This window comes from Pseudomonas sp. TH49 (assembly GCF_016650625.1).
Lineage (GTDB): Bacteria > Pseudomonadota > Gammaproteobacteria > Pseudomonadales > Pseudomonadaceae > Aquipseudomonas > Aquipseudomonas fluorescens_H.
The window spans coordinates 2,219,213-2,233,917 of the sequence record NZ_JAEKFL010000002.1 but is presented as its reverse complement, the minus strand read 5'-3'; the positions used below and the strand labels follow the sequence as shown (position 1 = coordinate 2,233,917).

General features: G+C 61.8%; 10 protein-coding genes. 7 read left to right on the top strand and 3 right to left on the bottom strand.

The features are described 5' to 3' along the window. Positions 1-6 precede the first annotated feature (6 nt). Complete coding sequence (gene pvdP / locus JFU48_RS27180; protein WP_201138250.1) at positions 7-1,632, top strand: pyoverdine maturation tyrosinase PvdP; 1,626 nt, start codon at positions 7-9, stop codon at positions 1,630-1,632. Between the two features lie 174 nt (positions 1,633-1,806). On the opposite strand, the gene JFU48_RS27175 is transcribed toward pvdP, so the two are convergent. The 3 genes from JFU48_RS27175 to JFU48_RS27165 are packed head-to-tail and all read right to left on the bottom strand — an operon-like array spanning position 1,807 to position 6,346. Next, on the bottom strand, positions 1,807-3,201 hold the full coding sequence (locus tag JFU48_RS27175) for an efflux transporter outer membrane subunit (protein ID WP_201138249.1): 1,395 nt from the start codon (positions 3,199-3,201) through the stop codon (positions 1,807-1,809). 7 nt (positions 3,202-3,208) lie between these two features. After that, positions 3,209-5,182, bottom strand: coding sequence for a MacB family efflux pump subunit (locus JFU48_RS27170; protein WP_201138248.1), 1,974 nt, complete (start codon positions 5,180-5,182; stop codon positions 3,209-3,211). Beyond that, entirely contained in the window at positions 5,183-6,346 is a 1,164-nt protein-coding gene (locus tag JFU48_RS27165) for an efflux RND transporter periplasmic adaptor subunit (RefSeq protein ID WP_201138247.1), read from the bottom strand. It abuts the gene before it with no gap. A gap of 323 nt (positions 6,347-6,669) precedes the next feature. Between JFU48_RS27165 and JFU48_RS27160 the strand changes: the two genes are divergently transcribed. The 6 genes from JFU48_RS27160 (at position 6,670) to JFU48_RS27135 (ending at position 14,640) form a co-directional block, all read left to right on the top strand. Continuing rightward, positions 6,670-7,152: a sigma-70 family RNA polymerase sigma factor gene (locus JFU48_RS27160; RefSeq protein ID WP_045122362.1), complete on the top strand. Its 483-nt coding sequence runs from the start codon at positions 6,670-6,672 to the stop codon at positions 7,150-7,152. A 131-nt stretch (positions 7,153-7,283) separates the two neighbouring features. Then, positions 7,284-8,618, top strand: coding sequence for a lysine N(6)-hydroxylase/L-ornithine N(5)-oxygenase family protein (locus JFU48_RS27155; RefSeq protein WP_201138246.1), 1,335 nt, complete (start codon positions 7,284-7,286; stop codon positions 8,616-8,618). 592 nt (positions 8,619-9,210) lie between these two features. Then, positions 9,211-11,910, top strand: coding sequence for a magnesium-translocating P-type ATPase (gene mgtA, locus JFU48_RS27150; RefSeq protein WP_003223455.1), 2,700 nt, complete (start codon positions 9,211-9,213; stop codon positions 11,908-11,910). 141 nt (positions 11,911-12,051) lie between these two features. Further along, the gene (locus JFU48_RS27145; protein WP_103484485.1) at positions 12,052-12,768 is read left to right on the top strand and encodes an MgtC/SapB family protein; all 717 of its coding nucleotides are present in this window, start codon (positions 12,052-12,054) and stop codon (positions 12,766-12,768) included. Between the two features lie 230 nt (positions 12,769-12,998). Then, positions 12,999-13,364, top strand: a complete 366-nt coding sequence (locus tag JFU48_RS27140; RefSeq protein WP_201138245.1) for a hypothetical protein — start codon at positions 12,999-13,001, stop codon at positions 13,362-13,364. Continuing rightward, complete coding sequence (locus JFU48_RS27135) at positions 13,357-14,640, top strand: EAL domain-containing response regulator (RefSeq protein ID WP_242486725.1); 1,284 nt, start codon at positions 13,357-13,359, stop codon at positions 14,638-14,640. Before JFU48_RS27140 ends, JFU48_RS27135 begins: the two co-directional genes overlap by 8 nt. The last annotated feature ends 65 nt before the right edge of the window (positions 14,641-14,705 follow it).

Genomic DNA, 14,705 nt, shown 5'->3' with positions numbered 1-14,705 from the left:
AGGGCAATGACGATCTCTCGACGCTGGTTCATGGCGGGCATGGCACTTACGGGCGCCGCGCTGCCTGCCGCTTTTTATGCACATCGTGAGCTGACCCGTGAGGAGTTTCCGATCACACCGGGAGAGGCCACAGTGGATCTGGCCGACACGGCGGGTCAGCAGTTGGCGGACAACCTGCGCGGCGTGTGGGATATCCGTTTCAGCGGAGCCGCCGCAGGGCTGGACGGCCTGCCACACGAAGGTCTGGAATTGTTTCTCGACATTGCCCGTCGTGGCCGCGGCTTGCGCGGATTCCTCGATACCGGGGCCAATCTGCGTTCTGACGCGCCGGCGCGCTATCAGGTGGTTGGCGATCTGGCGCCGGGCAATGGCGCCGAGATGTACTGGCGGCTGCTGCGCACCGATGCGCCGCAAGCGCCGCCAGTCTATGAATTCAAAGTCAAACTGGACGAAGTCTGGGCGGCGTTCGGCAATGCCGGCAGCGGCACGCTTACCGGGCAGGTGTTGCGCCTGGATCGACCGTTGGGCTTGCCCGAGCTCGACAACCATTTCATCGCCATCAAACGACGCTTTCCCGAGGCTCGCGAGCGCACTGGATTGAACCCGACACTGTTGGCGTGGCTGGTCGCTCCGGAACATCGCTTGTTCCACCAGCTCTGGCATGCGACCCGTGACAAGTGGCACAAACTCTCGGAGAAAAAACGCGAGGCCCTACGCGGAATCGGCTGGCAACCCGGGCCGCGCGACAAGGAACGGGATGCCCGCGGGCCACGCAAGGATCGCAATGGTTCGGGCATCGACTTCTTCTTCATGCACCGGCACATGCTGGGTAAGGCCCGCTCGATGCAGGACTTGCCGTCGTGGCCGGCGTTCCCCATGCCGCAACCGGAACTGGAACGCGACCGTCAGGGCTTCGCCCGCTACTTCGACAACCACGACGGCAACGCCTTGCCGCCGACCTGGGTGACCGACGGCGATGATGAGTACACCCAGTGGGTCAGCGACATCAAGGCGGCCGAGACTTACCACAGCAATTTCCAGGTCTGGGAATCGCAGTACCGCGACCCGCGATACTTGTCGAAACTCACCCTTGGCCAGTTCGGCTCAGAAGTAGAGCTGGGCCTGCACGATTGGTTGCATATGCGCTGGGCGTCGGTGGCACGCGACCCGTCCAACGATATTCCGGTGCCGATGGCGCGCGATCAGGCGGATTTTGCCGCGCGTTGGTACGCCCCGGAAAACGACTTTCTCGGCGACCCGTTTTCCTCCCATGTGAACCCGGTGTTCTGGCGTTTTCACGGCTGGATCGATGATCGCCTCGAAGACTGGTTTCGCGCCCATGAGCGTTTTCACCCGGGCGAAGTCAGTCGCCTGGAGGTCAATGGCGTGCCGTGGTTTGCCCCGGGGCGCTGGGTTGAAGTCGACGATCCGTGGCTGGGGCCGGACACCCATGGCTGCAGTACCGTGCCGGGCCTGCAAATCGGCCGCTCGGTGGAGATGGACCCGGAAACCATGAAGCTCGCGCTGCGCATCACCTTTGGCGATGAAGACCACATGGCCGACCTGTTCCGCAAGGTGCCGCAGCGACCGTGGTACGCCCGACATTTGAAGGTGAAGGGGCGGCAACTCTAAGCGCAAAAAAATCGCAGCCCGGAGCTGCGATTTTTTTTGCCCTGAGGGATTGGTTGCGCCTGACCTGGCGCTTTCGCGAGCAAGCTCGCTCCCACAGAGATCTGTGACGCGCCCCATCACCCCTGTGGGAGCGAGCCTGCTCGCGAAGGCGTCGGGACAGTCGACAAGGGACGGTCAGATGACTTGCCAACCACCGCCCAACGCCTTGTACAAGGCAATGCTGGCCTGCAAACGCGACAGGCGCAGTTGCACGTTCATGTCCTGTGCCGCATACAGCGTGCGCTGGGTTTGCAGCACGGTGAGCAAGTCTTCGGCACCGGCCTGATAGCGACTTTGGGCGATGTCGAAAGCGGTTTGCGCCTGGCTCAGCTCTTCGCTTTGCCATTGCCGTTGTTCGTCGAGGCCGCGAATGCTGCTGAGGGCTTTTTCGACATCGGCGAAGCCATTGATGATTGCCCCGCGATACGTCTCCAGCAGTTCGTCCTGACGGGCCTTGGCCTTGTCGCGTTCAGCGCTCAGACGGCCATTGTTGAAGATCGGCGCGGTCAACCCGGATGACAGGTTATAGAACGTCGTGCGCAGCAGGTCCGCCGCCAGATCGGCGCCGGTGCCGAGGCTGGCGGTGAGGGTGACTTTAGGCAGCATGGCCGCCCTGGCCACGGTGACATCGGCTTGCGCGGCCGCGAGTCTGGCTTCGGCGCTGGCGATGTCCGGGCGCCGGCTCAGCAGATCGCTGGGCACGCCACTGGCGATGTTCGGCCACTGCAATTGTTCGAATGACTGTTGAGGTGAGGACAGCGTCTGCACCGGTTGGCCGAGCAGGGCGGCGAGGCTGATCAGTGCTTCGCGTGCCTGTTGCTGCACCAGCGGCAACTTGCGCTGTTGTTCGGCCACCAGGCTTTTCTGCTGGGCCAGTTCCAGTGCGGTGGCGCTGCCGGCGTCGAAGCGGGTTTGCACCAGGTGCAATACGTTTTGCGCGTTGGCCAGATTGAGTTCGGCGATGCGCGCCTGCTCACGCAAAGCCAGGGCCTGGGTGTAGCTGGTAGCAACGCCGCTTTGCAGGGTCAGTTCGACGGTGGCGCGATCGAATTCGCTGGCTTGCACGCCGAACACCGCGCTGTCGCGGGCGGCGCGTTTGCCACCCCAGAAATCGATTTCGTAACTGGCGCTCAGCTCCGCGTCGTAGTAATCCAGCGAACGCTTGTCGGGGTTCACGTCCAGTTGGCTGTAGCCCTTGCCGTGCAACAGTTTCTGCCGATTGGCATTCAGTCCGGCCTTGATTTCCGGCAGCAGCGGGGCGCCGGCAATCGTCGCGCTGGCCTGCGCCTGCCTGACCCGGGCCACCGCGGCGCCGAGGTCATGGCTGCCGAGGCGTGCCTGTTCGACCAGTCGATCGAGTTCGGGGCTGCCGAACTGCGTCCACCATTGGCGGTTGCTTTGCACCGCACCGGGATGATCCGGTGACTGCCAGGCGGGCGGTGGCTGCACGCCGCTGTCGGGGCGTGGCGCAGGGCTGCTGCAGGCCGCCAGCAACAGGCTGGCGGCGAGGAGGGTCAGTGGCGCTTTCATAGATCGATCATTCACTGGTAAGGGCCGTGACCGGATCGAGCCGGGCGGCCTTGCGGGCAGGCATGAAGCCGAAGATGACACCGGTGACCAGTGCGCAGGCAAAGGCGCCGAGCACAGCCAGCCATTGAAACGCGATCGCTACGCCACTGAACATCAGGACGCAGCCGACCAGCATTGCCAGGCTGATGCCGGCAATGCCGCCGACCACCGAAAGCATCACCGCTTCGGTGAGAAACTGGCGCAGGATGTCGCGCTGACGGGCGCCGGTGGCCATACGAATGCCGATTTCCCGGGTGCGTTCGCGCACGGTCATCAGCATGATGTTCATCACGCCGATACCGCCCACCAGCAGCGAAATGGCAGCAATGGCGCCGAGCATCAGCGACAGCGTGCCCTGGGTGCGCGCCTCGGCCTGGATCATCGCGGCGTTGTTGGTGAGTTCGAAGTCCTTCTTGCCGTTGTGCCGGCGCAGCATCGCTTGTTCGATGGCCTGTTCGGCGTCCTTGACCTTGCGCGCATCCCTGGCGGCGATCACCACGTATTCCGGATTGCGGCTGCCGAACAGACGCATGCTGGCCGCGGAGTAGGGCACGGCGATGCGATTGTCGCTGTCCGAGTCGCCCGAGCTTGAGCCTTTTTCGGCGAGAACGCCGAGGATCTGGAACGGCACGTTTTCGATCAGGATGTACTGGCCGATCGGATCGGCGACATCCTTGAGCAACTTGTCGCGCACTTTGGTACCGATTACCGCCACAGCGGCGGCACTGTCTTCGTCGGCCTGGGTGAAGTAACTGCCCTGGACCACCGGCCAGTTGAAGATGATCGGGAAGTTGGTGTCGTTGCCACCGACATAACTGCTGTGATCGGCGTTGCCGAAACGCACGCCGGCGGTCGAGCCGTTGACCGGCATGATGCGTTCGATCTGGGGCAGGGCGGCCAGCTCGGCGACGTCATCGAGCGTAATGATCCCCGGTGGCGTGCGCGGGTTGGGCGCGGCGCCGCTCAGATAAATGATGTTGGAGCCGAAGGCGCCCATCTGCGCCATCACCTGGCGTTTGCTGCCTTCGCCAACCGCCAGCATCACCACCACCGAAGCCACGCCGATGACGATACCGAGCAGCGTCAGCGCGGTGCGAAACCGATTGATCCACATGACTCGCCAGGCGGCTTGCACCGCATCCACCAGTTCGCCTTTCCAGGCGCCGGTCTGGGTACTGCCGGCGCTCAGGCGCTGGCGCAGATCGACCGCTTGCAGGGCGCCGGGGTTGGCGGTACGGGGCGCGGCTGACGGATGTTCGGCGGTGTCGCTGATGATCAGGCCGTCGCGGATTTCGATGATGCGTTTGGCCCGTTGCGCCACTTCGCGGTCGTGGGTGATGAGAATCACCACATGGCCCTGACTGGCGAGTTCGTCGAGCAAGGTCATGACCTCGGCGCCGCTGTGGCTGTCGAGGGCGCCGGTGGGTTCGTCGGCGAGAATGATGTGGCCGCCGTTCATCAGCGCCCGGGCAATCGACACGCGCTGCTGCTGACCGCCGGAAAGCTGATGCGGGCGGTTACCGGTGCGACTGGCCAGGCCAAGGCGCTCCAGCAATGCACTGGCCCGCGCGTGGCGTTCCGCTGCCGGAGTGCCGGCGTAGATGGCCGGCATCTCGACGTTTTCCTGGGCGGAGCCGGACGGAATCAGGTGATAGCCCTGGAACACGAAACCGAACGCCTCGCGGCGCAGCCACGCCAGTTCGTCGGTGTCCAGTTGCGCGACATCTTCACCGGCAAAACGATATTCGCCGCTGGTAGGGCGATCGAGGCAGCCAAGGATGTTCATCAGCGTCGATTTGCCGGAACCGGACGCGCCGACGATGGCCACGAACTCGCCGGCATGAATCGACAGATCGATGCCGCGCAACACCTCCACCAGCGGACTGTCATTGCCGCCGTAGGATTTGCGGATCTGCCGCAGGTCAATCAGGGGCGTTTGCATTCAGCCTCCGCTGCCGGTGGCCGGAGCGCTGAGGACGTGATCGCCCTCGACCAGACCTTCAAGCACTTGCGTGCGCAGGCGATCGCTGATGCCGGTTCGCACGTCGCGGGGCTGAATTTCGCCGTTGGCGGCAACGACCTGCGCCCGTTGCCACTGCGCCCGCGTGCCTGGTTGCAGGGCGGCGCTTGGTACGGTCAGGGTGTCCCTGGCCTGTTGCGCGACAAAGAACACCTGCGCCGTCATGTCGGTCATCAGGCTGTTGTCAGCGTTGTCGACATCGAGCAGTACGGTGTACAGCACCACCCGTTCGCTGCCGCTGCGACCACTGGTGGGGCTGCCGCCCTGATTCTGTTCGAGGGGGCGCGGCGGTACCGGCAGAATCTGCCGCACAGTGCTGTTCCAGCGCCGGCTGCCACCACTGAGGGTGGTGAAGTAGGCGGTCATGCCAGGTTTGACGTGGCCAATGTCCGCTTCGGAAACCTCGGCCCAGACCGTCATTGGCGATAGCCGCGCGATGCGCAGGATCAACGGTGTCTGTTGCTGCGCATTGAGTGTCTGGCCTTCCCGCGCGCCGATGGCCACCACCGTGCCGCTCATCGGTGCATAAATGCGTGTGTAGCCGAGCTCGGCCTCGTCGCTGCGCAGGCTTGCCTGGGCCTGGCGGATCTGCGCCTGGAACATGTCGATGCGCGCCTGGGTCGCGCGAACTTCGGCGCGTGCGGTCTGCACATCTTCTTCACGGGTCGCGCCACCGGCGGCGAGCTTCTGCTGGCGCTGGTATTTCTGCTGTGCGAGATCGTGCTGGGCGCGCTGCTCCTGCAGTTGCGCCTTGAGGTTTTCGATCGAGAAACGCCCGGCATCGAGTTTGGCTTTTTGCGTGGAGGGGTCGATCTCCACCAGCAACTGGCCTTCCTTGACCGTATCGCCAGCCTCGACATGGATCTTCTGGATCTGCCCGGAAGCCTGCGCGCCGACATCCACATAACGACGCGGCTGCAAAGTGCCCAATGCGGTCACGCTGTTTTCGATATTGCTGCGGGTCACCTGAACGGTGGCGAGGGCGTCCCGCCCGGGCGGCAAAACCTGCCACGCGGCAACGGCGATCACGGGAATCAGACAAAGGGCGGCAAACAGGGCGCGTCGGGCGGAGCGGGGACGTTTCATGCAGGGTTCCGGCCAGTAGGTTCGGCCCGTCGTTCAACCGCGGCGGCGCAGTGCGCGGGGGTTGAACGCTGTCGCAAGGCGCGACAGATACGGGGAGCTGTCCTGTAAACGATGAGTGCGCAAGGGAATTTAAGTGCGCACACATCAAGTAACAGGTAGCCGCAGAGGACTATTTGGCCCGGATGTGGAAACAGCTCTTTAAATCTATATGAGAATTACTATAAATTACGCAACTCAAGTTGCCACCATCTTGCTACTGCGGATCGCGGGCGGCGGAATCCGTGTGCTCAAGGACAGGAACTGCATCGATGCGGTCGGGAGTCATGTTGGAAAACTACTATCGGGAGCTGGTGTGTTTCCTGAACGCCAGGCTGGGCAACCGTCAGGTTGCCGAAGATGTGGTGCATGACGCTTATTTGCGGGTGCTGGAGCGTTCCAGCGACACGCCCATCGAGCAACCCCGGGCGTTTCTCTATCGCACCGCCCTGAACCTGGTCATCGATGATCATCGGCGCAATGCCCTGCGTCAGGTCGAGTCGCTTGATGTGCTCGACAGCGAAGAGCGCTATTTCACCCCGTCACCCCATGGCACCCTCGATCACGGCCAGCGTCTGGAAATGCTCCAGCGTGCGCTGGCGGAGTTGCCGCCGTTGTGCCGCGACAGCTTTTTGCTGCGCAAGATCGAAGGCCTGTCCCACCCCGAAATTGCCGCGACCCTCGGGATCTCCAAGGCGTTGGTGGAAAAACACATCGTCAATGCCATGAAACATTGCCGGTTGCGAATCAAACAATGGGATGCCCATTGATCCTGGCTGGTTAAATTTCCTTTCATCGTCCTCGTTCCTACTCAACAGACGACCTGCTGACCTGTTTCAGGCCGGTCAGGCCACCCAGGCTTTATCCCCGTGTTGAGGGGTTCATCCAGAGGACACTGGAAATGACACAGGCAATTGCATCGCCCATCGTTCACGACCTGATCGGCGTCGGTTTCGGCCCTTCCAACCTGGCCCTGGCCATCGCTCTGCAAGAGCGCGGCCCGACCCACGGCGAGCTGGATGTGCTGTTCCTCGACAAGCAGGCCGACTACAGCTGGCACGGCAACACCCTGTCGACCCAGAGCGAGTTGCAGATTTCCTTCCTCAAGGATCTGGTGACCCTGCGCAACCCGACCAGTCCGTACTCGTTCGTCAACTACCTCAAGCACCACGGGCGTCTGGTGGACTTCATCAATCTCGGCACCTTCTACCCGTGCCGCATGGAGTACAACGACTACCTGCGCTGGGTCGCCGGGCAGTTCACCGAGCAGAGCCGCTACGGCGAAGAAGTGCTGACCATCGAACCGGTGCTGCACAACCATCAGGTTGAAGCGCTGCGCGTGATCTCCCGCGATACCGAAGGCCAGCAGTTCGTGCGCACCGCGCGTTCGGTGGTGGTCAGCGCCGGCGGCACGCCGCGTATTCCCGAAGCGTTCAAGGCGCTCAAGGGCGACAGCCGCGTGTTCCACCACTCGCAGTACCTGTCGCAGATGGCCAGACAGCCGTGTGTGAACAATCAACCGATGAGCATCGCGATCATCGGTGGCGGGCAGAGCGCGGCGGAAGCCTTCATCGATCTGAACGATTCGTTCCCGTCGGTGCAGGTCGACATGATCCTGCGCGGCTCGGCCCTCAAGCCTGCGGACGACAGCCCGTTCGTCAACGAAGTGTTTTCGCCGGAGTTCACCGATCTGGTGTTCCAGCAAAACAGTGCCGAGCGCGAGCGCCTGGTCAACGAGTACCACAACACCAACTACTCAGTGGTGGACATCGACCTGATCGAACGCATCTACGGCATCTTCTATCGGCAGAAGGTCTCGGGCATCGCCCGTCATGCATTCCGCACCCTGACCACCGTTGAAAGCGCTACTGCCACCGAGCGCGGCATTGAACTGGCGGTGCGCAACAACGCCACCGGCGAAGTCACCGTGCGTGTCTATGACGCCGTGGTCCTGGCCACCGGTTACGAGCGACAGATGCACCGCAAACTGCTGGCTCCGCTGGAGGAGTACCTCGGTGATTTCGAGGTCGATCGCAACTACAGACTGATCACCGACGAGCGCTGCAAGGCCGGCCTGTACATGCAGGGCTTCTGTCAGGCCAGCCATGGTCTGAGCGATACGTTGCTGTCGGTGCTGCCGGTGCGCGCCGACGAGATTGCCGGCTCGCTGTATGAGCATGGCAAGCACCGTGCGCATCGTTCGGTGGCGGATCTGTTGTTGGCGACGGCCAGCTGATTCTGTATTGCCCGATACACCGCTTTCGCGAGCAAGCCCGCTCCCACAGGGGATCTTCATTGAACACAGATTTTGTGGTCAGCAGAGATCCAATGTGGGAGCGGGCTTGCTCGCGAAGGGGCCTCCAAGACCACCGCAAAAACCCATTCCTGAACCCTTCCTGAATATCCCCCGATATTCCTCGACACACCTTCTTACACGGGTTTACTCATCCATCATCGAGGCGTAAGCTTCGCGCGTTTTCATCAATAGCGGAGACCCACAGTGGGTACTTGTTCGAGTGACAGTTGTCGGCCGGTCTCGGTAACCGGCAGATTCTCGGCAAGATAACGCGCAGCCTTTCTCTGCCGTTGTCTCGCCGTAAAAGCGAGCAGCGGCATCCCGATCATGGTCAGCTGAGACCATGTCCCGACGTCCTTCTCATCGACACTGAACGTGTGTGGTTCCGACCGTGTGGTCGTGATCGCAAACCTATCGACACGCCTGTCTTTTCTGACCGGCGCGCCAAGCCTTGCCGTGCCGGATTTTCCGGCGCACGAGGCATGGTCGTACCTGCTCGACGGTTTCCCGGCTGACCATAGGGGCAACAGCCATGAAACTTACGCTCAAGGAATTTTTCGCAGGCTTCCTGCGCACACGCCACATCGCCCGGCACTTCCGCCGTCTGGCGTTGCTGGAATCGATCAACGACACCTCGGTCAGCCGTGAAGTGCCGCCCACTCTGGCCAACACCCTGGTCGATGCGGCCCATCGCGACAGCAGCGAACTGCTGTCTTCGCTCGGCACCCACACCGACGGTTTGACCGATTTTGAAGTCGACGCACTGCGCGCGCAGTACGGCCTCAACGAAGTCGAACACGAGCAGCCGCTGCCATGGTGGACCCACCTGTGGCACTGCTACAAAAACCCGTTCAACCTGCTGCTGACCCTGTTGGCGGTGATCTCGTGGCTGACCGAAGACCTCAAAGCCGCCACGGTGATTTTCTCCATGGTGGTGCTGTCGACGCTGCTGCGCTTCTGGCAGGAAAGCAAATCCAACCGGGCCGCCGATGCGCTCAAGGCCATGGTCAGCAACACCGCCACAGTGATGCGCCGCGATGAGCCACGGATCGAACTGCCAATCAAGCAACTGGTGCCGGGCGACCTGATCGTACTGTCTGCCGGCGACATGATTCCTGCCGACTGCCGGGTGCTCAGCGCCAAGGACCTGTTCGTCAGCCAGGCGGCGATGACCGGTGAATCGATGCCGGTGGAAAAATTTGCCCGCCAGGCCGACCGCGACACGCGCAATCCGCTGGAGCTGGAGAACATCCTGTTCATGGGTACCAACGTGGTGTCCGGCACGGCGATGGCGGTGATTCTCACCACCGGCAACAGCACCTATTTTGGTGCGCTGGCGCAACGGGTCGGCGCGACTGACCGTGCGGTGACCTCGTTCCAGCTCGGCGTGAACAAAGTCAGCTGGCTGCTGATCCGCTTCATGTTCGTCATGGCGCCGCTGGTGCTGTTCATCAACGGTTTCACCAAGGGCGACTGGACTGAAGCCTTGTTGTTCGCGCTGTCGATCGCTGTCGGCCTGACTCCGGAAATGCTGCCGATGATCGTCACCTCGACCCTGGCCAAAGGTGCGGTGTTCCTGTCGCGCAAGAAGGTCATCGTCAAGCGACTCGACGCGATCCAGAACTTCGGTGCCATGGACGTGCTGTGCACCGACAAGACCGGCACTCTGACCCAGGACAAGATCTTCCTCGCGCGCAACGTCGATGTCTGGGGTGAAGACTCCGATGACGTGCTGGAAATGGCTTATCTGAACAGCTACTACCAGACCGGGCTGAAAAACCTGCTCGATGTAGCGGTGCTGGAGCACGTGGAAATCAACCGTGAGCTGAAGGTCGGTACGGCGTTTCGCAAGGTCGATGAGATCCCGTTCGACTTCAATCGCCGGCGCATGTCGGTGGTGGTCGAAGGCCGTGGTGAACCGCATCTGCTGATCTGCAAAGGCGCGGTAGAGGAAGTGCTGGCGGTGTGCACCCGTGTGCAGCACGGCGAAGTCGAAGAAGCCTTGAGCGATGAATTGCTGACCCGGATTCGTCAGGTCACCGCAGCATTCAACGCTGAAGGCTTGCGCGTGGTGGCCGTGGCTGCCCGCTCGATGCCGGAAGGGCGCGACACTTACAGCCTGGCGGATGAGCAGGAATTGACGCTGATCGGTTATGTGGCGTTCCTCGATCCACCGAAGGAAAGCACTGCGCCGGCGCTCAAGGCTTTGGCCGAACACGGTGTCGCCGTCAAAGTGCTGACCGGTGACAACGAACTGGTGACTGCGAAGATTTGCCGCGAAGTCGGTCTGGCCCAACAGGGCCTGCTGATGGGCAATGACATCGAGCGCATGAGTGATGCCCAACTGGCAATCGCCGTGGAGAAGACCAATGTCTTCGCCAAGCTGACCCCGTCGCACAAGGAGCGCATCGTGCGCATTCTCAAGGGCAACGGGCATGTGGTCGGCTTCATGGGCGACGGCATCAACGATGCGCCGGCACTGCGCACGGCCGACATCGGTATTTCGGTGGACAGCGCGGTGGACATCGCCAAGGAAGCCGCCGACATCATCCTCCTGGAAAAGAGCCTGATGGTGCTGGAGGAGGGCGTGCTCGAAGGGCGCCGCACCTTCGCCAACATGCTCAAGTACATCAAGATGACCGCCAGCTCCAACTTCGGCAACGTGTTCTCGGTACTGGTCGCCAGTGCGTTCATTCCGTTCCTGCCGATGCTGCCGATGCACCTGCTGGTACAGAACCTGCTCTACGACATTTCGCAGATCGCCATTCCGTTCGACAACGTCGATGACGAGATGCTGAAAAAGCCGCAACGCTGGCAGCCGGCTGATGTTGGACGCTTCATGCTGTTCTTCGGTCCGATCAGTTCAATCTTTGACATCCTGACGTTCGCCTTGATGTGGTATGTGTTCGATGCCAACACCCCGGATCACCAGACCCTGTTCCAGTCCGGCTGGTTCGTGGTGGGCTTGCTGACCCAGACGCTGATCGTGCACATGATCCGCACGCCGAAGATTCCATTCCTGCAAAGCCGTGCAGCCATGCCGCTGCTGGTGATGACCGGGATCATCATGGCGGTCGGGATCTTCCTGCCGATGGGGCCGCTGGCCGACTACTTCAAACTGCAGGCGCTGCCGTCGATGTACTTCGTGTTCCTGCCGATGATCCTGTTGGCGTACATGGCGCTGACCCAGGCGGTGAAAGGCTTCTACATCCGCCGGTTCGGCTGGCAATAACAGCAGGGGCAACACTGTTCCCTGTAGGAGTGAGCCTGCTCGCGATAGCAATCTGTCAGTCAAAACTTCAGCGACTGACACACCGCTATCGCGAGCAGGCTCACTCCTACAGGGGATTCGGGTGTTTTCAAGGACAAGACTATGCAAGCCATCAACAACCTCAACCTCACCTCGCTGCTCGACACTCTCGTCAGCCTCAGCGCAGCGTTCATCCTCGGTGGCCTGATCGGTTTCGAGCGCCAGTACCGGCAGCGCACCGCCGGTCTGCGCACCAACGTATTGGTGGCGGTCGGCGCGGCGATTTTCGTCGACATGGCCAACCGCCTCGGCGGTGCTGATGGCGCGGTGCGCGTGGTTGCCTACGTGGTCTCCGGCATCGGCTTTCTCGGCGCCGGGGTGATCATGCGCGAGGAGGGCAACGTCCGTGGCCTCAACACCGCCGCGACCCTGTGGACCTCCGCCGCCGTGGGGGCCTGCGCCGGTGCCGATCTGTTGGCCGAAGCGGTGCTCGGCACGCTGTTCATCCTCGCCGCCAACACCTTGCTGCGGCCGATCGTCAACAACATCAACCGCCAGCCACTGGATGTGGTCTCGGCCGAAGTCACCAACATCGTTTACGTGATCGCCCGACGCTCGCAACAGAAAGCCGTGTTCGCCCTGCTCGAAGCCGAGCTGGAGCGCAGCAACTACCCGGCCAGCGATGTCGATGTACACGCCTTCGGCGCTGACGAAATCGAGATCGAAGCGACGCTGGCGACCACCTCGGTGGACGGTGACGAACTCGATGCCCTGGTGGCGCGGATTTCGACCTCGGCGCTGGTGGTGCAGGCGTTCTGGAGTCCGAGTACCACGGAATAAGGCAACAACCTCGAGCCGCCATTCGGCGTGGCTCTCGGCGATCGCTATCGCCGCCTCTGGCAAGAAAATCGCCGCTTTGGCCAGTGTCCAGGCGGCGTCCTGTCGGTTTTCGAGAGGTTTCCTCCTGCTTTTAGGACTTTTCCTACATAGGTTCTGACGACTTCTGGTTAGCGTGTTCGGCACATTTTCTTACGCCGTTAAACCTTATGTCCTACAAGTGCAGGCGAATCGTGATTGTCGAAGAGCATCAGGCTCTGCAATCCAGAATCGCCAGAGTCTTCAACGAGCTGGGCTACCGCCACCTCACGCCAGTGCGTTCGTTTCGTGAACTGTTGGCGTTGACGCATTATTCCCATGAGCCGTTCGAGCAATTCGACCTGATGATCATCAATGGCGAACTGATTGCCGCTGCGGGTGTTGATCCGGTGCGGTTCTTTCAGGGCAATCCACAGATTCGCCACGGTGTGATCCACGATGTCCGGCGTGGTCAGCCGCAGGCCGAGGCGATTTATGCCACCCGGCGTCGGCAGCTGTTCATGCTCCATACGCCGGACCGGCAGACCCTTGGCACCGTGCTGGAGCATCTCGATGGTTAAGCGATCGCAGACGCCCCCTCGCGAGCTCGACACTCATCCGCATTTCACCCACAGCGAGCCAACCCTCATGCCCGATCTGCCGCTCCGTATCCTGGTGCTTGAAGACCACGCTTTCCAGCGCTCCGTAGCGGTGAACATGCTGCAAGGGCTGGGGTGTCGGGAGGTGCTGGAGGCCAGCGATGGCGCGCAGGCGCTGGCGTTGCTCGATGAAGTCGGCTCGGTGGACATCGCCCTGTGCGACTTGCAGATGGAGGGCATGGACGGCCTGGAGTTTCTGCAGCGGGTCGGCGCGTCGGGGCAGGTCAGGTCGGTGATCATCAGCAGTTCGCTGTCGGCGGATCTGCGGCGGGCAGTGCATCAGATGGTTGCGCTGCTTGGGCTGGACCTGCTCGGTGATGTCGGCAAACCGCTGCACGCCCAAGTGTTGGCCGAGTTGCTGGAGAAATTCGTCAATCGGCAGATCAGCCCGTCGCAGCCGATTCGCACCACAACGCTGGCCAGTGAAGCGGCGGTACGCCATGCGCTGGCCGGGGGCCAATTGCATGCCTGGTATCAACCCAAGTTCAACCTGCAGAGCGGCGAAGTCTGTGGCGTTGAGGTGCTGTGCCGCTGGCTGCATCCGACACGCGGGCTGATTTCGCCGGCGCTGTTTGTGCCGGTACTTGAACGTTGCGGACTGCTCGACGAGATGCTGTTCGCGCAGATCGATCAGGCCTTGCGGGTACAGCACAGTGCCCGGGCTCAGGGCTTTGTCTTGAACATGGCGTTCAACCTGCAAACCGTACAATTGGCCAATGCGCAACTGACGTCCACTTTGAAAAGCCTTTTGGCTGAACATAAAACCTGCGGTTCGAGCCTGACGTTCGAGCTGACCGAAAGCGGTCTGCTCGAAGCGCCGGCCACCAGCCTCGAGAGTCTGGTGCGGTTGCGCATTATGGGTTGTCGCTTGTCGATCGATGACTTCGGCGCGGGGTTCTCCTCATTACAGCGCCTGTGCCAGTTGCCATTCAACGAGATCAAGCTCGACGCCGATTTCATTCGCAACCTTGCGCACGAACCCCGTTGCCGCGCCGCCATCAGCAGCACCCTGGCACTGGGCGAAGCCCTGGGCATGAGCGTGGTCATCGAGGGCATCGAAACCGATGCGCAACGTCGTGAACTGCTGGCACTGGGCTGCACGCAAGGGCAGGGCTACTGGTACGCACGACCGATGGCCGGAGCCGATTTGCTCCACTGGCTGCAACGGCGCAACCACGGGAAAAACGCGGATGAATGAGCGGATTTTTAGGAAAGATCCTACAGAGTTGTTCCTGCGGCTTGCGTAGCCTTGGCGCATCCACC

Coding starts and splice junctions, on each gene's coding strand:
- mgtA (WP_003223455.1), top strand. CDS start 9,211: ATGAAACTTACGCTCAAGGAATTTTTCGCAGGCTTCCTGCGCACACGC.
- JFU48_RS27145 (WP_103484485.1), top strand. CDS start 12,052: ATGCAAGCCATCAACAACCTCAACCTCACCTCGCTGCTCGACACTCTC.
- JFU48_RS27155 (WP_201138246.1), top strand. CDS start 7,284: ATGACACAGGCAATTGCATCGCCCATCGTTCACGACCTGATCGGCGTC.
- JFU48_RS27175 (WP_201138249.1), bottom strand. CDS start 3,201: ATGAAAGCGCCACTGACCCTCCTCGCCGCCAGCCTGTTGCTGGCGGCC.
- JFU48_RS27165 (WP_201138247.1), bottom strand. CDS start 6,346: ATGAAACGTCCCCGCTCCGCCCGACGCGCCCTGTTTGCCGCCCTTTGT.
- JFU48_RS27135 (WP_242486725.1), top strand. CDS start 13,357: ATGGTTAAGCGATCGCAGACGCCCCCTCGCGAGCTCGACACTCATCCG.
- JFU48_RS27160 (WP_045122362.1), top strand. CDS start 6,670: ATGTTGGAAAACTACTATCGGGAGCTGGTGTGTTTCCTGAACGCCAGG.
- pvdP (WP_201138250.1), top strand. CDS start 7: ATGACGATCTCTCGACGCTGGTTCATGGCGGGCATGGCACTTACGGGC.
- JFU48_RS27170 (WP_201138248.1), bottom strand. CDS start 5,182: ATGCAAACGCCCCTGATTGACCTGCGGCAGATCCGCAAATCCTACGGC.